Below are 21,037 nucleotides of genomic sequence, written 5' to 3'. Positions count from 1 at the left end.
GGCCGTCGGGCATTATAGTCCAGCGAAAGCCGCGCCGGGCCCGCTTTGCGCCTCATATCGGCCGTAGCGATGAACTCTGGTGTTTCCTACAAGGGTCATCGCCATGTCTTGGGAAAGCCAATGGCTATCAAATCGCTTCGTTAGGCTCCGCGGCCGAAGCGATCCACCCTGAAATCGTCGAGCGGTGTTTCGCAGCGGCCGGTCACCATAAGCTCGGCCATGGCATCGCCCACGCCCGGGCCGAGTTGGAAGCCATGTCCGCAGAAGCCGAAGGCGTGGAACAGGCCCGGCGTCGTCGCCGAGCGACCCATGACTGGCAGCATGTCGCGCACATAGCCTTCGCAACCGGACCAGGTGCGGATGACAGCGACCTTCGCGATCGCCGGCAGCAACCGCGCAACGGCGCGTAATTGCACCGGAAGGCGCATGGGATCGGCGGCCGCATGGCCCGGATCGAGGTCCACGGCCACCCTTTCGGCCGCGCCGCCGAAGACGATGTTGCCGCGCTCGACCTGGCGCAGATAGGCGCTGTAGTCCTTGTCGCGCGTCCAGATACCGACCACCGGCAGGATCCGATGCGGCAGCGGTTCGGTCACACCCATCTGTGGGCCGCGGGCATCGAGCGGGACATCTTCGCCGAACAGCGCGGCAATGCGCGCGCCCCAAGCGCCTGCGGTGTTGAGCAGGCATTCGGCCGCGAATGAACCCTTTGAGGTGGCGACGAGGAAACCGGAAGCGGTTCCCTCGATCTTTTCGACCTGGACTTCTTCGATCATTTGCGCGCCCAGCTTGAGGGCGGCCTCGGCAAAGGCCGGCGCGATCAGGCGGGGATTGCCGCTGCCGTCATGCGGAGAGAACGAGGCCGCGATCGCCTCGGGACCGAGGCCCGGAAAACGGGAACGGATTTCGCGCGGCCCGAGCTCCTCCAACTCAAGCCCCCAGGGCTGCGCGGCTTGGGCAAAGGCTCGCATGTCGGCCAGACCGCCTTCATCGAAGATCAGTCGGATATGGCCGGTGGCGCGGAATTCCACGTCTCGGCCGAGCATGTTCCCGGCCTCACCCCAGAGCTTGAGCGAGCGGTGAGCCAGCGGAAGCTGGGTGAGATGACGCCCCGTGCGGCGGATGTTGCCGAACGAGGCGACGGTCGCTCCAGTACCGATCCGGTTGCGCTCGATCAGTGTCACGCGAGCGCCGCGTCTGGCAAGGAAGTAGGCCGAAGCCGTCCCCATCAGTCCGCCGCCCAGCACGATTACATCCATAGTCGTTCCTTGATCCTTGGATGCCGCCATCTTGTCGGCGCCGCGGCATTGCGTCAAAGATCGGTTTGGGCAAGGCCCATAAGCTTTACCTATGGAGTGACAATGCGGGCCCGGCAATTGGAAGTGTTCATCGCCGTCATGCGCGCGGGCACCGTGACCGCCGCGGCACGGATGTTGAACATCTCCCAGCCTGCGCTCAGCCAAATCCTGCTTCACACCGAGGACGAACTCGGCTTCACGCTGTTCGAGCGGGTCAAGGGCCGGCTGCGGCCGACCCCGGATGCGCTCGAGATATTCCCCGATGCCGAGAGGCTGTCGGCGGGGCTGGACGGGCTGCGCCGCAAGACCACGGATCTGCGGCTGGGGCGCGCCGGGCTGGTGCGGGTTGCGGCGTCTCCGCCGCCGGCCATGGCTATACTGCCGCGCGCGTTCACCGGGTTCCGGGCGCAGCATCCCAACATATTGCTGCGTTCCCATAGCGCCCCGATCGCCGCGATCGTCGACATGCTGCGCGCCGGGGATGCCAGCCTCGGCGTGGCCATGGACGATCGCCTGCCTCCCGACATCGAGGCCGAGGTGATCGGCAGCATCGGCTTCGCTTGCCTGTTGCCCGCCGGGCATGCGTTGGCCATGAAAACCGAGCTGACGCTTGCCGACCTCGCCGGAGAGGAGTTGATCTCCTATCGCGGAAACACCCGCCCTGCCGACGAGCTGGCTCACGCAGCCCGCGCGCAGGGTGTGGCGCTTTCGCCGTTGCTCGAGATCGATGCATCCATATCCGCGGTCGGCTTCGTCCAGGCCGGCTTGGGCATCGGTCTGGTCGATGCGCTGCTGCCATGGCATCAGTTCGCCGGGCTCGCCGTCAGGCCGCTCGCGGCGGGGCCGGAATTTCCGATCGCGCTGCTGACCTCGCGCGCACGGGCCCTTTCGCGGGCCGACGAGATGATGCGCGATGAAATCCGCGCGGCTTGTTCCGCCGTTCTCGGCGACCATCGCGCCAAGGCATAAGCAAGACTTATATCCGTGCCCCTTATACGTCTTGGACGCGCACCGTCCAGCCGTGCCAGCTTTCGATTGGCAAACAGGGAGAACGGCTCATGGACGGTGCCATCGCAAGCGCGACGGATGATGCGCGGAACGGGGCCGACTGGAAGGTCGGCGTCGATATCGGCGGGACCTTCATCGATTTCTGCGCGCTCGAGGCAAAGTCCGGACGCGTCGCCTCGCTGAAGGTGCTGACGACGCCGGAAGATCCGGGCGCCGAGTTGATGACGGGCCTCGCCCTCCTGGCGGAACGCGAAGGTTTCGATCCCACCCGCACGACGCGCTTCGTGCACGGCACGACCATCGGCATCAACACCATCATCCAGCGCAAGGGCGCGCCGCTCGCGCTGTTCACCAATGCCGGCTTCGAGGACGTGATCGAGCTCGCGCGGCTTCGCATGCCGGACATGTATTCACTGTTCTGCGCGCGGCCGGACCCGCTGATCGCGCGCGATATGGTCTTCGGCATTCCAGCTCGCATGCGTGCCGATGGCAGCGAATCGCGAGCGCCGGATATGGCGGCGGTGGAAAGCGCGGTCGCGGCAGCGAAAGCGAACGGGGCGCAAGGGATCATCGTCGCCTTCCTTCATTCCTGGCGCAACGCCGCGCAGGAAGCTGCGGTCAAAGCGGCAATCGCGCGTCTTGCGCCGGACTTCTTCGTCTTCACTTCGGCCGAGGTCTGGCCGGTCATCCGCGAATACGAGCGCAGTTCGACCGCCATCCTGAACGGCTATGTCCATCCGCGCGTCGCCCGCTATCTGACGGCGTTGGAAGCGCGGCTGAAGGATCGCGGTGTGCCGGCCCGCCCGATGCTGACGAAGTCGAACGGCGGGCTGATGAACGCCGCCGAAGGGAAGCGCGCCTGTGTCAACATGCTGTTGTCAGGAACGGCCTCCGGGGTCATCGGCGCCTCGTGGCTGGCCCGCCAGGCAGGCGAGGACAAGGTTCTTACCCTCGACATCGGCGGGACCTCGGCCGACTTCGCGCTCATCATAGGCGGCGAGGCGCAGTTCGGCACCGGCGAGCTGATCGGCGAGTTTCCGCTCCATATCCCGTCGGTGTCGGTGAGCTCGATCGGCATCGGCGGCGGCTCGATCGCCAGCGTCGACGCGCAAGGGGTGCTGCGTGTCGGGCCGGAGTCGGCCGGTTCGACGCCGGGACCGGCATGCTATGGTCGTGGCGGCGAGCAGGCGACGGTGACCGACGCTATGGTCGTGTGCGGATGGCTCGGTCACAGCGAGATGGCCTATGGCCAGCTCAGGATCGATACGGGCCTGGCGCATCGCTCGGTCGGCGAGCTTGCCGCGCGGCTCGGCCGCCCGGTCGAGCAGACGGCTCAGGCGATCCTGGATATTGCGGTGTCGGAGATGTTCGTCGAGGTCGAGAAGCTCGCCTCGCGCGCCGGCGTCGACTTGCGCGATTTCACGCTGATGCCCTTCGGCGGCGGCGGCCCCATGCTCGGCGCCTTCCTTGCCCGCGAACTCGGCATGAAACGCGTCCTGGCGCCGCGCCGCCCGGGCGTGGTGTCGGCGCTGGGCGGGCTGGTGGCCGATCTGCGCGGCGACTTCATCCGCACCATCTTCAGTCCGTTGACGGGCGCATCGCTCTCCATGATCCGCGAGGCGTTCGAGGCACTTGCGCAAGAGGGCCGCGACTGGCTTGCGGCGCAGGGGCACGACGCGGCCGCGCAACTCTGCCTCTCCTGCGACATGCGCTATGTCGGGCAGAGCTATGAGATCGAGGTCGTCCTTTCGCCGAAATGGCTGGCCGAAGGTGACATGACCGCGATCGAGCAGGCCTTCCACCGCACCCACGAGCGGCTTTACGATTTCCACGACCCGGACGGCGCGATCGAGCTTGTGAATGTCCGGCTGTCGGCGATAGGCGCAGGTCCGACACTGTCTTTCCCGGAGACCGACGAGATCGATGCTCCGGCCGCGCCAGTGCGCCGGCTGCCCGTCTACACGGGCCTCAGCGTCCAGCCCGTCGACCTTCACGACCGGCAGAACCTGGTGCCCGGCAGCACGTTCAGCGGGCCGGCCGTGGTGGTGCAGGAAGACACCACCTTCGCCATACCTGCGGGAACGCAGGCACGCGTCGACCGTCATCTCAACCTTCTGCTGACCTTCCCGGAGTGACTGTCTTGTTTGACCGGACAAACCTTCAGGTTCTCGCAAACCACGCCCGCGCGGCCGCCGAGAACATGGCGCACACGCTGCACCGCACCGCGCACTCCGCCTTCGTCAAGGAGACACAGGACTTCACGGTCATGCTGATGGACCGCTCCGGCGCGACCTTCGCCGTGCCGATGGAACTCGGCGCCACCTGGTATCCGGGGCTTTCCTACCACCGCGCCATCGCCATGGTCGATGACTACCGGCCGGGGGATGTCGCCTTCACCAACGATCCCTATTCAGGCCACGTCGCCACGCATGCGCCCGACACCCATCTGTGGAAGCCGGTTTTCGTCGACGGCGAGATCGTCGCCTGGACCGGCGGGCACATCCACAACACCGACATGGGTGGCGCGGTGCCGGCCTCGCTCAGCCGCGCGCTGACCGAGATCCATCAGGAAGGCATCCGCTTTCCGCCGATGAAGCTGGTGAGGGAAGGCGTCTTCGACGAGACGATCCTCAGGATCATGAGCACCAATGTGCGCAAGCCCGACCTCAACATCGGCGACATCAAGGCGCTGGTTGGCGCGCTCAACACCGGCGAGCGCAAGATCCAGGCTATGGTGAAGAAGTTCGGCAGGGCCGGCTTCATCGAAGGCGTTTCCGCTCTCCTCGACCATGCGGAGGCGCAGGCGCGCGACGTGCTGCGTTCCATGCCTGACGGCGCCTGGGAATTCGCCGATTACGCCGACGAGGATTCGGTCGAGGCCAATCCCTGCCGGCTGAAGCTGACACTGACGATCAGGGGCGACGAGGCGGTGCTCGACTTCACCGGTTCCGACCCGCAGCTCGGCTCCTCGCTCAACGTGCCTTCGGGCGGCGACCCGCGCCACACCATGTTGCTCGTCGGCGTCTACTACGTGCTCTACACGCTCAACCCGAAGATCCTGCTCAACACAGGCCTTACCCGGCCGTTCACCTGCATCACGCCGCAAGGCTCGGTGCTTAACCCGGTCCACCCTGCTGCCGTCGGCATGCGCTCGCTCACCTGCGCCCGGCTGCGCTCGGGCATATTCGGCGCTTTTTCACAGGCGGTGCCTGAGCGGCTGCCCGCGGCTCCGGCCGGCAACAACTGCATCGTCAACGTCATGACCACCGACGAGCGCACCAGCAGGACCGTCATCGCAGCGGTGAACCCGGTGGTCGGCGGCGGCGGCGCCATGCCGCATCGTGATGGCACCAACGGGTCGGGCGCCGATGCCGCCTATCTCAAGAACACGCCGATCGAGATCACCGAGACCGAGACTCCGGTTGAGTTCGTGAAATACGGGCTCGCCCAGGACAGCGGCGGTGCGGGCCGTTGGCGGGGCGGGCTGGCGACCGAGATGGCCTTTCGCGTCTTTTCCCCCGACTCCCGTATTACCGCGCGCAACCGCGACCGCAGCTTCTTCCGTCCCTGGGGTGTGCTGGGCGGCAAGGCGGCCGGCCTGTCGGACATGGTTGTGAATCCGGGAACCGAGCACGAGCGGCGGCTGGGCAACATCGACACCGCGGTGCTGCAGCCCGGCGACGTGCTTGAGATCCGCTCCGCCGGCGGCGGCGGGCGCGGCGACCCGCATCGGCGCGAGCCCTGGCGGGTCGCGCAGGATGTGCGGCGCGGCTATATCTCGCAGGCCTCGGCCGAGCGCGACTACGGCGTCGTCATCCGCGGCGGCGAGGTGGACGAGCAGGCGACGGAGCAATTGCGCGCGCGGCACAAGTCGTCCACCGGCCATTTCCATTTCGGTCCGGAGCGTGAAGGCTACGAAGCGCGGTGGACACGAGCTGCCTATGACCGGCTCCACGCTCTGCTGGATGCCTTGCCGATCCACTGGCGGTTCTTTGCCAAGACGGAGATCTTCCGCCGCATGAAAGGTCGCTCGGGGCCGGAAGGTGTACAGGCCGCCTTCGATGCGGTCTGCGAACGGTTTCCCGAGCTGCCTCGTCCTCGTGCGGTGCGGGAGGCTGCGGAATGATCGCGGCCGGCCGCATCGTCCGGCTGGCCGAGCGCGACCGGGCAGAGGTGCAGTTCCTTCTTGACGGTGAGATCCGCGGCGCGCTGGCGGGCGACACCGTGTTGACCGCCATGCTGGCATCGGGCCACGCGCTGCGAAAGTCAGAGTTCGGAGCCGATCCGCGCGCCGGCTTTTGCCTGATGGGTGCCTGCCAGGATTGCTGGGTGTGGCAGGAGGAAGGATCGCGCCTGCGCGCCTGTACAACGCCTGTCGCTGAAGGCATGCGACTGCGCACGACGCCGCCGGAGAACTGGCCGTGAGCGAGCCACAAGCGCCGCGGATCGTGATCGTGGGCGCGGGTCCCGCCGGCATAAGGGCCGCGGCGACGCTTGCAGAGGCCGGGCTTCACCCGGTGGTGATCGACGAGGCCAATCGGGCGGGCGGGCAGATCTATCGCCGCCCGCCGGCAGGGTTTCTCCGCACGCCGGAGCAGCTCTACGGGTCCGAGGCGGCGAAGGCGCGCGCACTGCATATGCTCTTCGACAGGCTGGCCGAAGAAGGGCGGCTCACTCATTTCGCCGGCAGATCGGTCATCGCCGTGCATGAAGGTAGGCTGCATGTGCTGGGGGAGGGCGGCGTGCAGGTGATCGGCTATGACCGCCTGATCCTTGCCACCGGAGCGTCCGACCGGATCGCTCCGGTTCCGGGCTGGCAGAACGCCGGCGTCTACAGCCTCGGCGCGGCGCAGATCGCGCTCAAGGCGCAGGGCGTGGCGCTCGGGCGGCGGATTGTCCTGATGGGATCGGGGCCTTTGCTGACGCTGGTCGGTGCGCAACTCCTCAAGGCTGGAGCGGATGTGGCGGCGGTACTCGACACCTCCCCCTGGCACCGGCAGATGCAGGGGTTCTGGGGACTTTCCGCCCGCCCAATCATCGCGCTGCGCGGGCTGGCGCTGCGGGCGATGCTCGGCGGCCGCTATCACGCGGGCGTTCGGCTGGAGCGGATCGAGGCCGGCGCATCGGGGGTGACGGCGCTGTGCTGGCGCGACGCCGGCGACCGCGAGCGAATCACCGCATGCGACATGATCGGCATGGGTTGGCACCTGCGGGCGGAGACGCATCTGGCCGACCTTGCTGGATGCGTCTTCGCCTATGATGAGCAGTGGCGGCAATGGCTGCCGAAGGCCGACGAGATGGGTCGGGCAGGCAACGGCGTCTATCTTGCCGGCGACGGGGTGCGTCTTCTCGGAGCGGACGGCGCGGAAGTGGCCGGGCGCCTTGCCGCGACTGCGTGTCTTGCCGATCTCGGGCGTTCGGCGCCTTCCGTCAGCGCCGAGCTGCGCAAGCTCGCGCGGCTCGAGCGCTTTGCCCGCGGGTTGGCCTGTGCCTTTCCTTGGCCAGTCGCCATGGTGCGAACACTTCCCGACGACGCGATCGTTTGCCGCTGCGAGAACGTTACGGCAGGAGCCGTGCGCGAGGGCGCGGATTTGGGCGGCGGCGACGCCAACAGGGTGAAGTCGCTTTCACGCGCCGGCATGGGGCGCTGCCAGGGACGCTATTGCCAATTGGCCGCCGTCGAGCTCGTCGCGGCGCAGGCCGGCTGTAGGCCGGACGCGGTGGGAAGGTTCCGCGGACAGGCCCCTGTCCGGCCGGCGCCTATCGGCGCCTTTCTCCAGGAGAGCTGATGCGACTGTGCAAGCTACGTTTGGTCCTAGAAGTCGGCGACCTTGCCCCAGGCCGAAGCATCGAACCGCCGCGGATCGTAGGACGTCGGATCGACGGTCGGTTGCGATCCGGTCACAAGATCGGCGACGAGGTGACCGGCGCCGGGCCCGATGCCGAAGCCGTGCCCCGAAAACCCGGCGGCCAGGAAGAAACCTGGAACGGTATCTATCCCGCCGATGGCCGGCACGCCGTCCGGCGTGCTGTCGATATAGCCGGCCCAGGCCGCGCTGATCCTGGTCTGCCTGAGCGCCGGCAACAGCTCGAGCGCCCGGGCGTGCGTCAGGCGGATGGTCGCCCGATCCGGAACCGGATCGAGGATGCGCATGCGCTCCATCGGCGTCGGCTGGTCGAGTCGCCAGCGTCTGAGCGTTTCGTGCCCCGAGCGCAACCCCTCGAGGCCGCCGGCCGCGAGGCTGCGCCAGCGCTTCAGGAACATTGGGATGAACTGCGGGGAAAAGCGCAGCTGCTGCGGGGTCACGTCCACGCGCCCGCGTCCGCTTATGGCGAGCGTGTGGCCGCCGTCGCCGCGTCGCGTGACCGAGATCTTCGCCGTATGCAGCGCATCCGGCAGGCCCTTCGCCCCGGGCGAGACCGACAGGATGGAGGAGCGGATCGATGCCTGCGGGAAACGGAAGCCCAACTGTCGGCAAAAGGAGGACGCCCAAGCGCCGCCCGCCAGCACTGCCATCTTGGTGCGGATCGTTCCGCTTTCCGTGACCACGCCGCTCAGGCGTCCGCCTTCGGTCTCGATGCCGCGCGCGGCGCAACTCTGGTGCACGCTGCCGCCGTGCTGGATGATGGCGCGGGCGACCGCGGGCGCGGCCCGCGACGGATCGGCGGTGCCATCGGTCGGCGAGAAGACGCCGCCCTTCCAGGTGCGGCCGGTGGCGCGGCCCCGCTCGCTGGCCGCAGCGCTGTCAAGCATATGCGTGGTGACGCCGGCCGTCTTGGCGAAGTCGCGCCAGCGCGCCCAGCCGGCCAGTTCCGCCTCGTCATTGCTCAGATAGAGCAGACCGCAGCGGCGGAAGCCGGTGTCCTCGCCGGTTTCGGCTGCAAAACGCTCCCACAGATCGAGGCTGCGAGTCGCCATCGGCAGCTCGCGGGCGTCGCGGTTCTGCTGGCGGCACCATCCCCAATTCCTGCAGGACTGCTCGGCGCCGATGCGTCCCTTCTCGACAAGCGCGACCTTCATGCCGCGCCGCGCCAGGTAATAGGCCGCGAAGACGCCGACGATGCCGCCTCCGATCACCACCGCATCCGCGGATTGTGGCAGTTCGCCGGACGTTTCGATTTGCTGCAGCGGCGCGCGCATGATCTCTCCACCTTGATGCGCCAATTTAGCGCGTTGCGCAGGCAGCCGCTGCTGCAGTTGGGGTCGAGGCAGAATTTTATTCCGACAGCCCGGTTAAAATCGGGAGCCGCTGCGTTTCAAAGAGACATTCGCTGTGATGGACAGACCGGCGGGCTGTGGTAGTGTCATTGGCAATTATTGCGGCAGCATTTTATGCTGTGGCGCTTTCTTCGGAGACGGCTGTGAAACTGGATCGGATCGACATCAAGATTCTGCACGAATTGCAGAAGAACGGCCGCATCACGAATGTCGAACTGGCCGAACTGGTGCATCTGTCGCCGAGCCCTTGCCTGATGCGGGTCAAGAAGCTCCAATCGGAAGGTTACATCGAAGGCTATTCGGCGCAGGTCAACATAGGCAAGCTCGGCCAGACACTGACCGTGTTCACCGAAATCACCCTGAAGAATCATCGCCAGGTGGATTTCGCCCGCTTTCTTGCTGTCGTGGAGAAGATCGACCAGGTTATCGAATGCCATCTCGTGTCGGGTGGTTACGATTACCTGATGAAATTCGTGACCGCCGGCATCGGCGAATACCAGACTATCATGGAGCGGCTGACCGATATGGACATCGGCATCGACAAATATTTCAGCTTCGTGGTGCTGAAATCTCCCATCGTCAAGTCGCACATGCCGCTGCCCAGCCTCTTCCCGATGTGAGGCGGCGGCCGTTTTCCTCAAACAAGGTCCCCTTCACCGATCCCATGCGCTATCCGCGTAGCAATGCCACTTTGCAACGAGGTGCTCAGGCTGTCGCTCAGCGGTGGCCGTACTGGCTGACGAGCTCGGGGTCGCGGACGAGGCGGTCGAGCCAGGTCGGATCGAGCTTCGGAACAGAAGAGAACAGAAGCTTGGAATAGGGATGGGCGGGTGCCTTCACCCTGTCGGGCGTGATCTGTTCCACCCGCTCCCCCTTGTACATGACCATGATCTGGTCGCAGATGGCTTCGACGACCGAGAGGTCGTGACTGATGAAGATGTAGGACAGTTCCAGCTCGCGCTGCAGCTCCTTGAGCAGCTCGATCACGGCCGAGGCCACAACCGTGTCGAGGGCCGAGGTGATTTCGTCGCAGATGATGAGCTTGGGCGATGCCGCGAGAGCGCGCGCGAAATTCACACGCTGCTTCTGCCCGCCTGAAAGCTCGGAAGGATGACGGTAGCGAAGCGCCCTCGGCAGGCGCACCATGTCGAGCAGTTCGTCGACGCGCTTCGAGCGCGCTTGCCTGTCGAGCCCGTGATAGAAGGTCAGCGGTCGCGAGATGATGTCCTCGATGGGCTTGGCGGGATTGAGCGCGGTATCGGCGTATTGGAAGACGATCTGCATCTCGCGCAGCTGGTCGCGAGTGCGTTTCCCGGCGGCGCGCTCCAGCGCCTTGCCATCGAAGACGATATCGCCGGTCGCCGCCGGATGAATGCCTGCGATCGCGCGCGCCAGCGTCGATTTTCCGCAGCCGGACTCGCCGATGACGCCGAGATTGCGGCCCTTCTCCACGACTAGGCTGACGGAATCGACCGCGCGGATAACCGGCTGCCCGTTACGTTTCACCGGGCCATATCCGGCTATCAGATTGTCGATGCGAAGCAGCGGTTTTGGTCTGGAATCTTCATCCGCCCGTATTTGCCTCGACTTCGGCTCGAAAGCGGCTAGCAATTCCCGTGTATAGGGATGCTGGGCAGCCGAAAGGATTTCGGCCGTCGTGCCTGTCTCCTGCACTTCGCCGCCCTTAAGCACCACGATGCGGTCGGCGATCTGGGCAACGACCGCGAGGTCGTGGGAAACATAGACACCCGCTATCCCGCCGGCCTTCATGACCGACTTGAACGCCTTCAGCACGTCGATCTGCGTCGTCACGTCGAGGGCCGTCGTCGGCTCGTCGAAGATGACCAGCTTGGGATCGCCGATCAGCGCCATGGCTGCCGCCAGGCGCTGCAATTGCCCGCCCGAAACCTGATGCGGATAGCGGGCGCCGATCCCTTCCGGGTCCGGCAGCGACAGAGCACGGAACAGCTCGACCGCTCGCTTTCGCGCCTGTTCGGGCGGCATCAGCTTGTGGATGCGCGTCACCTCGATCACCTGCTCCATGATCGTGGACGATGGGTTGAAGGCGGCGGCGGCACTTTGCGGAACATAGGCAATGTCGGTGCCGCGGCACTTGGCGCGTTCCTTTTCGGGAAGCGCGGCCATGTTCTTGCCGTTCACGTTGATCTCACCGCCGGTGATGCGGCAGCCCGGCCGCGCGTGGCCCATGAGCGAGAGCGCCACCGTTGTCTTGCCGGAGCCGCTCTCGCCGATAAGGGCGACGATCTCGCCGTCGGCGATGTCGAGGCTGACGCCCTTGATGATCTCAACCAGGCGTCCGGCGTCGGTCGTCGCCTCGATCCTCAGATTCTTGATCTCGACGAGATAGGTCATGCGTCTCGGTCCCTGATCTTCTGCGGCAGGTTGTCGATCAGCAGGTTGACGCTGATGGTGAGGCTGGCGATCGCCAGCGAGGGCACGATGACGGCCGGAGCTGCGAAGGGCAGACCGCCGATGTTCTCGCGTACCAGCGCGCCCCAGTCGGCCAAGGGAGGCTGCAGGCCTAGCCCGAGGAAGGAAAGGCCGGAGAGCAGAAGCACGATGAAGACGAAGCGCAGGCCGAAATCGGCGAGCACTGGGCGGATGATGTTGGGCAGGATCTCGGACCCGATCAGATAGGCCGTGCTTTCGCCGCGGACGCGGGCGACGGTCATGAAATCCATCGTGTTGATGTTGACCGCGAGCGCCCGCGCGAACCGGTACGCGCCGGGGATATAGATCACTGCGAGCGTCAGGATCAGCACCGGGATCGATGAGCCGACCGCCGCGACGACCACCAGACCGAACAGCTTGCTGGGGATGGAGTTCATCGCGTCGAGGAAGCGGCTAAGGCAAGTGTCGAGCCAGCCGCCGGTGACGGCAGCGATCATGCCCAGCACGACGCCCGAGAAGCAGGCAATGGTGACGGCGGCGAGCGAGATGCCGACAGTGTAGCGTGCGCCCATGAGAACCCTGGAGAGCATGTCGCGGCCCAGATAGTCGGAACCGAGCCATAGCCCCTGACGCATCGGCCCGAAATAGTCGTCGTCGACGATGTCGCCGATCGGATGAGGAATGATGTAGGGCGCGAAGATCGCGACGAGCGTCCACGCAAGGATGACCAGCGAGGCCGCGACGCTGACGAGATTATAGCTGTGGCCCAGGAAGGACCGTCGGGAGGATGCCACGCGCGCCACTTTCATCTGAGCCTCGGGTTGGACATGATGGCGACGATGTCGGCGGCCGTGATGAGCAGGAGATAGCCGAGGCAGAAGATCATCGCGCAGCTCTGGATCAGCGGCAGGTCGCGGGTCGCGACCGCATCGACCATCAGCTTGGCGATGCCGGGATAGTTGAAGATCGTCTCCACGATGATGACGCCGCCGACCAGATAGGACAGCGAGAGCGCGACCGCGTTGACGATCGGGCCGAGCGTGTTGGGAAGCGCGTGCCTGAGCACCATGCGGCTGCGCGAGGCGCCTTTGAGAAGCGCCATCTCGACATAGGGCGTGGAGAGCGTTTCGATCACGGCGGCGCGGGTCATGCGGATCATCTGGGCGGAGATGACGAAGGTGAGCGTGATCACGGGCATCGCATAGATGCGCACGAGGTCGACAAGCGAATGCGCCTCGTTGACCGAGGACAGCGCCGGCAGCCACCTGAGATAGACGGCGAAGAGCAGGACCGCCAGCGTCGCGACCATGAACTCCGGCACCGAGATGACGCCGATCGAAAGCACGGTGACGGTACGGTCATAGAGCGAGCCGCGCAGCATCGCGGCGGTGATACCGAGCGTCAGTGCCAGTGGGACCGAGATCAGCGTGGTGATGCCGGCGAGCTTCATGGTGTTGACGAAGCGCCCGCCGATGAGCGCCGCGACCGGCATGTCGTTGGCATAAGAGGTGCCGAGATCGCCATGGAGCAGGCCGAGAAGCCAGCGCAGGAAGCGCAGGATCGCCGGGTCGTTGAGGTGCATGGCTTCGCGCAAGCCGGCAACTGCTTCCGGAGTCGCCGCCTGGCCGAGCAGGATCGACGCCGTGTCGCCAGGCAGCATGCTGGTGGCGAAAAACACGGCGAACAGGACGATCAGAAGGGTGACGACCGCGACCGCAAGCCGCTTCACCACGAGCTTGAGAACCCCAGCCTTCATGGAAGCGCTCCCTGCGGTTGCGTTCGGCCAGACAATCTTGCGCAATGCAGTGCAGGGGCCGGTCAGCCGGCCCTCTGCAGGCGCCTCTTAGGCTTCGAGCCAGAGGTATTCCGCCATTGCGTAGCCCATCATGCCACCGAGCGGGTTCGCTTCCAAACCCTTCACCTTGCTGGAAAGGGCATCGACGTTGGAAATATAGGCCGGGATGATGGTGCCGGCTTCCTCGGCGATCATGGTCTGCATCACGCCGTAGATTTCCTTGCGCTTGGCCTGGTCGAGCAGGCCGCGCGCCTCGACGAGCAGCTTGTCGAACTTCTCGGACTTGTATTGGCTTTCGTTCCAAGGCGCGTTGGAGGCGTAAAGCAGCGAGAACAGGATATCCGGCGTCGGGCGCGGATTGATGTTGCCGAAATGGACCGGCGCCTTGAGCCAGTAATTGTCCCAGTAGCCATCGGAGGGCACGCGCTGGACGTCGAGCTTCATGCCGATATCGGCGCCGGCGGCCTGGATGATCACCGCCATGTCGATCGACGAGGTCGCTGCATCGGAAGCGATTACGGGGATGGATTGGCCGAGCAGCCCCGCCTTCTGGAAGTGGAACTTCGCCTTGTCCGGGTCGAAGGCCTTCGGCTTGAGGTCGGCGTTGTGGAAGATGTTCGCCGGCGAGACGGGCTGGTCGTTGCCGATTTCGCCGAGGCCCCGCAAGGCCGATTTGACGATCTGCTCGCGGTTGACGAGATATTTCATGCCGGCAACGAAATCGGCCTTGCTGCCCGGAGCCATGTCGAGCCGGATGTTGAGGTCCGTGTAGTTGCCCGAGGTCGTCTTCGACAGCTCGAAGCCCTGCTGGCTCTCCAGCAGCTTCATCGAGCGCGGATTGATCGAGGCGGCGAAATTGATGTCGCCGGAGATCAGGGCGTTGACGCGGGCGCTGTCGTCAGTGATGGCGATGAACTCGAAGGAGTCGAGATAGGGCTTGCCTGACTTCCAGTAGTTCTTGTTCTTGGTGACCACCGAGCGCACGCCCGGTTCGAACGTCTGCAGCACGAAGGCGCCGGTGCCGTTGCCCTTGGAGAAGTCGGTGGTGCCGTCGGCCACGATCATGAAGTGGTGCAGCGCCAGGATGGTCGGCAGGTCGGCATTCGGGTCGGCGAGGGTGATCTCGACTGTCGACTTGTCGACCGCCTTGAAGCCGGTCATCTGCGCGGCGATCTTGGCGACTTTGGAGCCGACCGCTTTGTCGAGATGACGCTTCAGCGAGAAGACGACGTCGTCGGCGGTGAGCTCCTTGCCATCATGGAAGGTGACGCCCTTGCGCAGCTTCACGGTCCAGGTCTTGGCGTCCTTGCTGTCGAAGCTTTCGGCCAGCTCCATCTGCGTCTTGCCGTCCTTGTCGAGGAAAGTCAGGCGGTTGTAGAGCGAGCAGCAGCGGACATAGTCGGTGGAGAGCGACGCCTTCGCCGGATCGAGCGTGTCGGCTGTGGAGGACGACCAGCCCGCCGCCTTGAGATGTCCGCCGGAGACGGGCGTGGCGGCGACGGCTTGCGTGGCGCGGCCAAGCACCACGCCGCCTGCGGCAACCGCGGCGCCGCCGGCCAGCAGCATCTTGAGGAGTTCGCGGCGGCTGGCGCCCCGTCGAATGGCGTTTTCGACCATCGCATCGTCTGCTCCGGTCCAGTTCGTGATCTTGTCGGTCATGTCGTTCCCCTTTCTGTTGGTTGGTCAGGAAGCGCGTCTTGCTGCGGCTTTTCCGGCTTGGGTTCAGGTTCGTTCTTTCAGGCTCTCCCGCACGGCCGCCGCAAACGCCGCCATCGAGGTGAAGTGGTAGTCCGGCACGGTGAAGCGCTCGGGCTCTATCGTGCCGCCATAGCCCTTCTGGGCATGGCGGCGCTCGATCCAGCAATTGGCCATGCCGAGCGCCCGGGATATGCCGATGTCGTGATACTGGCTTTGCGCGACGTGAAGGATGTCGTCCTTGCTGTCGCCGCGGGAGGCCACGAAATCGAAGACTGCCTGGAAAAAGGCCGGATCCGGTTTCTCCGTGCCGGTGTCGTCGGCGGTGAAAGCGGCGAAGAAGGGCGATCCGAGCTGCTTCTCGAAATGATCGAGCGCCCAGCGCCGGGCATTGGTCATGGCAATGAGCTTGTGAGATTTCGCAAGGTCGGCCAACGCCGCCGCGCTGTCGGGGAAGCCTTGCCAGGTGCTGACGGAATCCCGCAGGCGGACGCCGTACTTCTCCTCGGCCGGCAGAGCGAGCCGCGGTGCGATGACCATGTAGACGCGTGCAAGGTCGTCGGGGAATAGGCCCGCATCCGGCATGTAGCGAGCCTGCCGGTAAAGGGCCAACGCCTCCTCGCCGTCGATGGAAACACCTGACTCAGCGGCGATCCCGGCCAGGCAACTCGTGATGCCGCCCTCGAAGTCGATCAGCGTGCCGACCACGTCGAAGGTCATGTATTTGAACTCGCTAAAGCCCCTGGCCAAGACTGGCTCTCCTCTACGCGCGACCGAATTGCTCATGCTGAACAGAACAAAATTCCGTGCTGTCCGGGGCGTCGGCCTGTTCAAAAGCCTGGAAATTCGGGCTTTCTGGCCTTGTCTTAAAAAGCAGTCTGGCACTTCCCCCGCGCTGGATTCGCCGAAAAGGCGCGAGGTAGCGGCACAAAATTGCGAAATCGTCTGCCGCGGCGATATTTCGAAACGCGAAATATTGGCCGCCCTTCATGCCAGCGCCTGGCGGACATCCGCGTCGTCCAGCGTCTGGTCCAGCGTCCGGCGCGTGCGCTCGATGATCGCATCGATGTCGCTGTCCGTGCAGCAGAGCGGGGGTGCATAGCCGAGGACCCCATGCGCAAAGGCACGGATGATCAGGCCGTTGTCCCACGCCCTGTCGAAGATACGCCGTGCCGGCATGGACGAGGCGGGAAGCGGCGTCTTCCTCTTTTTGTCGACCACCAGTTCGACCGCCGCAAGCATGCCGCGACCGCGCACGTCACCGACGAGCGGGTGGCTTCTCAGCTCCTCCAAGCCCGCCATCAGGCGGGCGCCAGCCCTGGCGCCGTTCTCCAGAAGGCCGTCCTCATAGAGCTTCAACACCTCGAGCGCGACGGCGGCGCTGACCGGATGAGCGGAATAGGTATAGCCGTGACCGACCGCCGCGCTGCCCGCGCCATCGGCGATGACGTTGTAGACATGATCGGCCATGAACACGGCGCCCATAGGAACATAGCCCGAGGTCAGTCCCTTCGCCGTCGTCATGAAATCGGGAACGATGTCCTCATCCGTGCAGGCGAAGAGAGGCCCGGTGCGGCCGAAGCCGGTGATCACCTCATCGGCGATGAACAGGATGCCGTATTTGCGGCAGAGTTCCCGCATTGCTTTGATCCAGCCTTTCGGCGGGACGATGACGCCGCCTGAGCCCTGGATCGGCTCGGCGTAGAAGGCAGCGACCCGTTCCGGACCGATCGCTTCGATCTTGGCCTTCAGTGCGGCAAGCGATGCGGCGATGATCGCTTCGCCGTCCTCGCCTACCGGATTGCGATAGGGATAGGGCGAGGGGATCTTGTGCTGCCATTCGAAGGGGATGCCGAAGCCGGCATGGAAGGCGGGCAGGGCCGTCAGGCCGGCGCCGACCACCGACGACCCGTGATAGCCCTGCTCGATCGAAATGAACTGGTCGCGCTGCGGCTCGCCCCTGGCGTTCCAGTAATAGCGTACGAAACGGATCGTGCTGTCGACGGCGTCCGACCCGCCGAGCGTGAAATAGACGTGGTTGAGATCGCCCGGCGCGCGCTCGGCGAGCTCCGAGGCGAGCCGAATGGCCGGCTCCGAGCCGAGGTCGAAATAGGCGGTGGCGTAGGGAAGCTCGCGCATCTGCCGGGCGGCCGCCTCGACGATGCTGTCATGTCCGTAGCCAGCATTGACACACCACAGACCCGCGAAACCATCGACAAGCTGCCGGCCGGACGCATCGGTCACGGTCGCGCCCTTCGCCGATTTCAGCACGCGCACGCCGAGCGCCTCATGCCCGCGATAGGAGGCGACCGGATGGATGAGATGGGCCCGGTCGAGTTCAATCAGGGAATTGGCGAGCATTATTGTCCTCCGGTTAGAGCATGACGCCGAAAGGTGTGAAGCGGTTTTCGGACGACATCTGCCTGTCTCTTTGATTTAGCGACGGATTCGGATTCGGATCGACTCGATCCGAAATCATCCGGCTCTACCCGAGCGCCTGGTTGGCGAGCGCGTAAACTTTTGGCCTGGCCTGTGCGGGGCCGTTTTTGGCAGGACGGTCCATGGCCACGCCGCCGCCGACATGGACGAGGCCGATTTCAGCGAGCCAGCCGCCGATGCCGGTCCTGCTGTCGGTATCCACGCGCAGGAAGGCGCCGGGACGCTCCGCGGCGAAGAAGCCGATCAAGGCCTTGGCGTCGTCGGTATTTTCCGCGATGACCGGGCCGATCACCTCGCCGCGCCCGAACGGGCGAATTGCGGCATAGGCTTCGATCAAGCCATTGCGGCGGATGACGGCGAATTCGCCGCGCTCGGCCAGCGCATCGATCAAGGCTCCACGGTCGGCGCCATAGGCGTCGCGATCCATCGCCTTGATTTCCGGCAGATCATCGGCGCTTGCTGCTTCCACGTTGTCGGGCGCACCAAGCGCAACGACGTTGCCCTGATGCTGCAGGATCGTGCCCGAGGGAACAAAGCCCAGCTTCTGATAGAGAGGCATGCCGTCCGCCGTCGCGACGAGCCGAAGCGGACGGTCGCCGGCAAGGGCAAAGGCCTGTTCCATGAGGCGGCGACCGAGCCCCTTGCCCCGCGCGCTCCGGTCGACGATCACCATGTTGATCATGGCGCAATCCCAGCCGTAGGGCGTGACCAGGATGGTTCCGGCGACCCGGCGCTGCTCATCGAGCGCGACCGCGCCGCTCGAGAGCTGCAGCGCCATCTGCCAGTCCTGCGGGCGATGCGGCCAATTCTCCTGCCGAGACAACGCGACTGCGCCCTCGATATGGTCCGGTCCGAAATCCTGGAGCTCGATCTCGCCTTGCTGCATGAGGCATCCTTTTATCTGCCCCGCAAGTCTCGGCCATCGGCGCGCCGCAGATCGTCTGAAGGTTTTGGCTTCGGCAGTATCATTCGCCGTTGCGCGGGGGGTGCGCCGCATCTTGTGCTGGCGTCCATTGAACTAGATGCGCTTCACTCCGCCGACGGCGGCAGCCATCGACGCTCAAGATGCTACAGCGTGCCAAACCGCATGGCGGATACGGAACTTTCTGCTTTCGGGAGGCGCTTTTCGGTCAGGTGGGTCGTCGTCTGCCGGCCTATGATGAAAGACATCCAACGCGGATGTGCTTCCACCGGAGATCGACGGATATGGCATTTTTCAGGCCCAAATACATCACCTTCGACTGCTACGGCACGTTGACCAATTTCCAGATGGCGGAAGCGGCGCGCGACCTCTACGGCAGCCGGCTCGACGAACCGCGCATGCAGGAATTCATCAAGAACTTCGCGGCGTACCGGCTCGACGAGATATTGGGCGACTGGAAGCCCTATGCCGACGTCATCCACAACGCACTCGAGCGCGCCTGCAAGCGCAACGGCGTCGCCTTCAGTCCCGACGACGCCAGGATGGTGTATGAACGCGTCCCGACCTGGGGGCCTCACGCGGACGTTCCGGCGGGGCTTTCGAAGGTTGCGAAGGAAATTCCGCTGGTCATCCTCTCCAACGCGATGAACGCGCAGATCATGTCCAATGTCGAGAAGCTCGGCGCACCGTTCCATGCCGTCTACACGGCCGAGCAGGCACAGGCCTATAAGCCGCGCTTCAAGGCCTTCGAATACATGTTCGATCGGCTGGGCTGTCGTCCAGAGGATGTTCTTCACTGCTCGTCCTCCTTCCGCTACGACCTGATGTCGGCGCATGATCTCGGCATCAAGAACAAGGTTTGGGTCAACCGCGGCCACGAGCCGGCCAACCCCTATTACGGCTACGTTGAGATCGCCGACATTTCTGGTCTGCCGGGCGTGGTCGGGCTTTGAGACAGGCGGATTGCCGATGAAATTCGTCTCCTACTGGCATGACACGGCTCCGGTATTTGCCGGCGGGGTAAAAGGCCCGGTCGAAGGGCACTACGACGCCGCCGTGATCGGCGGCGGCTTCACCGGTCTCGCTGCTGCGCGCCAATTGGCGAAGGGCGGCGCCAAGGTGGTCGTGCTGGAGGCGGAGCGGGTGGGCTGGGGCGCGTCCGGGCGCAATGGCGGGCACCTGAACAACGGTCTCGCCCACAGCTACCTTGCGGCCAAGGCGGAGCTCGGCAAGGAACGCGCAATCGCCCTCTACCGGGCGCTGGACGACTCCGTCGACACCATCGAGGCGCTGGTCGCCGAGGAGGGCATCGATTGCAATTTCCGCCGCGCCGGCAAGCTGAAGCTCGCCTCCAAGCCGCAGCATTTCGAAGCGATCGCCCGCAACTTCGAAGCCGTCCATGCCGAGGTCGATCCGGATACGGCGCTGTTGTCGGCGGCCGATCTCAAGTCCGAGATCGGATCGCCGTTCCATGGCGCGATGCTGTCGAGGAAAAGCGCCATGATGCATATGGGCCGCTATGCGGCTGGGCTGGCGATAGCCGCGGTTCGCCACGGCGCTGTCATCCACGAGAGTGCGGCGGTGACGCATCACAAACAGACCGGCAAAGGGCATGACCTGACCACTGCCCGCGGCCGTATCAGTGCCGACAACGTGCTGGTGGCGACCGGCGCCTACACCACGCCGAATTTCAGCTATTTCCGCCGCAGGATCATCTCCGTCGGTAGCTTCATCATCGCCACGCGGCCGCTGAGCGATGCGGAGATCGGCGCGACCATGCCGGGCAACCGGACATGCGTGACCTCGATGAACATCGGCAACTACTTCCGGCTTTCGCCCGACAAGCGCCTGATCTTCGGCGGCCGAGCGCGCTTCTCGGCGACATCGGACCAGCGCTCCGACGCCAAGAGCGGACAGATATTGCGGGCAAGCCTCGCGGCGATCTTCCCGCAGCTCGCCAAAGTCGAGATCGACTATTGCTGGGGCGGGCTGGTCGACATGACCAAGGATCGCTTCCCGCGGGCCGGCTATCATGACGGGGTGTGGTACGCGATGGGCTATTCCGGCCACGGTGCGCAGCTTTCCACCCAGCTCGGCATGACCATGGCCGATGCCATGCTCGGCCGCGAGGATCGCAATCCCATGAAGGGGCTCGAGTGGCCTGCCATTCCCGGCTATTCCGGCAAGCCCTGGTTCCTGCCGATGGTCGGCCTTTACTACAAGGCGCTCGACCGAATCCAGTGATCGGG

General features: G+C 65.1%; 18 protein-coding genes. 8 read left to right on the top strand and 10 right to left on the bottom strand.

The genetic code is table 11. The features are described from left to right. Positions 1–140: 140 nt before the first annotated feature. Positions 141–1,259: an NAD(P)/FAD-dependent oxidoreductase gene (locus tag P9273_RS09765; RefSeq protein WP_278048726.1), complete on the bottom strand. Its 1,119-nt coding sequence runs from the start codon at positions 1,257–1,259 to the stop codon at positions 141–143. A gap of 102 nt (positions 1,260–1,361) precedes the next feature. Here P9273_RS09765 and P9273_RS09760 point away from each other — a divergent pair, with 102 nt between their 5' ends. The 5 genes from P9273_RS09760 (at position 1,362) to P9273_RS09740 (ending at position 8,095) form a co-directional block, all read left to right on the top strand. Beyond that, positions 1,362–2,267 (top strand): LysR family transcriptional regulator, encoded by a 906-nt coding sequence (locus P9273_RS09760; protein WP_040994927.1) that lies wholly within the window; start codon positions 1,362–1,364, stop codon positions 2,265–2,267. An 89-nt stretch (positions 2,268–2,356) separates the two neighbouring features. Further along, the gene (locus P9273_RS09755; protein ID WP_278048725.1) at positions 2,357–4,441 is read left to right on the top strand and encodes a hydantoinase/oxoprolinase family protein; all 2,085 of its coding nucleotides are present in this window, start codon (positions 2,357–2,359) and stop codon (positions 4,439–4,441) included. A gap of 5 nt (positions 4,442–4,446) precedes the next feature. Then, positions 4,447–6,432 carry a hydantoinase B/oxoprolinase family protein gene (locus P9273_RS09750; protein WP_336619377.1) on the top strand — a complete coding sequence of 662 codons (1,986 nt, stop codon included), beginning with the start codon at positions 4,447–4,449 and terminating at the stop codon, positions 6,430–6,432. Then, positions 6,429–6,731, top strand: coding sequence for a (2Fe-2S)-binding protein (locus tag P9273_RS09745; RefSeq protein ID WP_278048723.1), 303 nt, complete (start codon positions 6,429–6,431; stop codon positions 6,729–6,731). The genes P9273_RS09750 and P9273_RS09745 overlap by 4 nt, the downstream gene beginning before the upstream one ends. Then, positions 6,728–8,095: an FAD/NAD(P)-dependent oxidoreductase gene (locus tag P9273_RS09740; RefSeq protein WP_278048721.1), complete on the top strand. Its 1,368-nt coding sequence runs from the start codon at positions 6,728–6,730 to the stop codon at positions 8,093–8,095. Before P9273_RS09745 ends, P9273_RS09740 begins: the two co-directional genes overlap by 4 nt. A 26-nt stretch (positions 8,096–8,121) precedes the next feature. Here P9273_RS09740 and P9273_RS09735 read toward each other — a convergent pair whose 3' ends face one another. Then, positions 8,122–9,447, bottom strand: coding sequence for an NAD(P)/FAD-dependent oxidoreductase (locus tag P9273_RS09735; protein WP_278048720.1), 1,326 nt, complete (start codon positions 9,445–9,447; stop codon positions 8,122–8,124). 221 nt (positions 9,448–9,668) lie between these two features. On the opposite strand from P9273_RS09735, the gene P9273_RS09730 reads away from it, so the two are divergent. Continuing rightward, positions 9,669–10,145 (top strand): Lrp/AsnC family transcriptional regulator, encoded by a 477-nt coding sequence (locus tag P9273_RS09730; protein ID WP_066989429.1) that lies wholly within the window; start codon positions 9,669–9,671, stop codon positions 10,143–10,145. Positions 10,146–10,242: 97 nt separating this feature from the next. Here P9273_RS09730 and P9273_RS09725 read toward each other — a convergent pair whose 3' ends face one another. From P9273_RS09725 to P9273_RS09690, 8 genes are all read right to left on the bottom strand, one after another. Further along, positions 10,243–11,898 carry an ABC transporter ATP-binding protein gene (locus tag P9273_RS09725; RefSeq protein WP_278048718.1) on the bottom strand — a complete coding sequence of 552 codons (1,656 nt, stop codon included), beginning with the start codon at positions 11,896–11,898 and terminating at the stop codon, positions 10,243–10,245. Further along, positions 11,895–12,746, bottom strand: coding sequence for an ABC transporter permease (locus P9273_RS09720; RefSeq protein ID WP_278048717.1), 852 nt, complete (start codon positions 12,744–12,746; stop codon positions 11,895–11,897). Before P9273_RS09720 ends, P9273_RS09725 begins: the two co-directional genes overlap by 4 nt. After that, positions 12,743–13,693 (bottom strand): ABC transporter permease, encoded by a 951-nt coding sequence (locus tag P9273_RS09715; RefSeq protein WP_278048716.1) that lies wholly within the window; start codon positions 13,691–13,693, stop codon positions 12,743–12,745. The genes P9273_RS09720 and P9273_RS09715 overlap by 4 nt, the downstream gene beginning before the upstream one ends. 87 nt (positions 13,694–13,780) lie before the next feature. Next, complete coding sequence (locus P9273_RS09710) at positions 13,781–15,391, bottom strand: ABC transporter substrate-binding protein (RefSeq protein WP_278048715.1); 1,611 nt, start codon at positions 15,389–15,391, stop codon at positions 13,781–13,783. 63 nt (positions 15,392–15,454) lie between these two features. Then, a complete protein-coding gene (locus tag P9273_RS09705; RefSeq protein WP_442920203.1) occupies positions 15,455–16,213 on the bottom strand; it encodes an HAD-IA family hydrolase in 759 nt (252 codons plus the stop codon). Then, positions 16,191–16,418, bottom strand: a complete 228-nt coding sequence (locus P9273_RS09700) for a hypothetical protein (RefSeq protein WP_278048713.1) — start codon at positions 16,416–16,418, stop codon at positions 16,191–16,193. Before P9273_RS09700 ends, P9273_RS09705 begins: the two co-directional genes overlap by 23 nt. After that, entirely contained in the window at positions 16,415–17,788 is a 1,374-nt protein-coding gene (locus P9273_RS09695; protein WP_278048712.1) for an aspartate aminotransferase family protein, read from the bottom strand. Before P9273_RS09695 ends, P9273_RS09700 begins: the two co-directional genes overlap by 4 nt. Before the next feature lie 124 nt (positions 17,789–17,912). Then, complete coding sequence (locus tag P9273_RS09690; protein ID WP_278048711.1) at positions 17,913–18,752, bottom strand: GNAT family N-acetyltransferase; 840 nt, start codon at positions 18,750–18,752, stop codon at positions 17,913–17,915. A 320-nt stretch (positions 18,753–19,072) separates the two neighbouring features. Between P9273_RS09690 and P9273_RS09685 the strand changes: the two genes are divergently transcribed. Both P9273_RS09685 and P9273_RS09680 read left to right on the top strand, forming a co-directional pair. Next, positions 19,073–19,741, top strand: a complete 669-nt coding sequence (locus tag P9273_RS09685) for a haloacid dehalogenase type II (protein WP_278048710.1) — start codon at positions 19,073–19,075, stop codon at positions 19,739–19,741. Positions 19,742–19,757: 16 nt separating this feature from the next. Continuing rightward, complete coding sequence (locus P9273_RS09680) at positions 19,758–21,032, top strand: NAD(P)/FAD-dependent oxidoreductase (protein WP_278048709.1); 1,275 nt, start codon at positions 19,758–19,760, stop codon at positions 21,030–21,032. Positions 21,033–21,037: the final 5 nt, after the last annotated feature.

Origin of the sequence: Mesorhizobium sp. WSM4935 (genome assembly GCF_029625735.1) — a bacterium.
Lineage (GTDB): Bacteria > Pseudomonadota > Alphaproteobacteria > Rhizobiales > Rhizobiaceae > Mesorhizobium.
The sequence above is the reverse complement of the archived record's forward strand: the minus strand, read 5'-3'. Positions and strand labels throughout refer to the sequence as shown.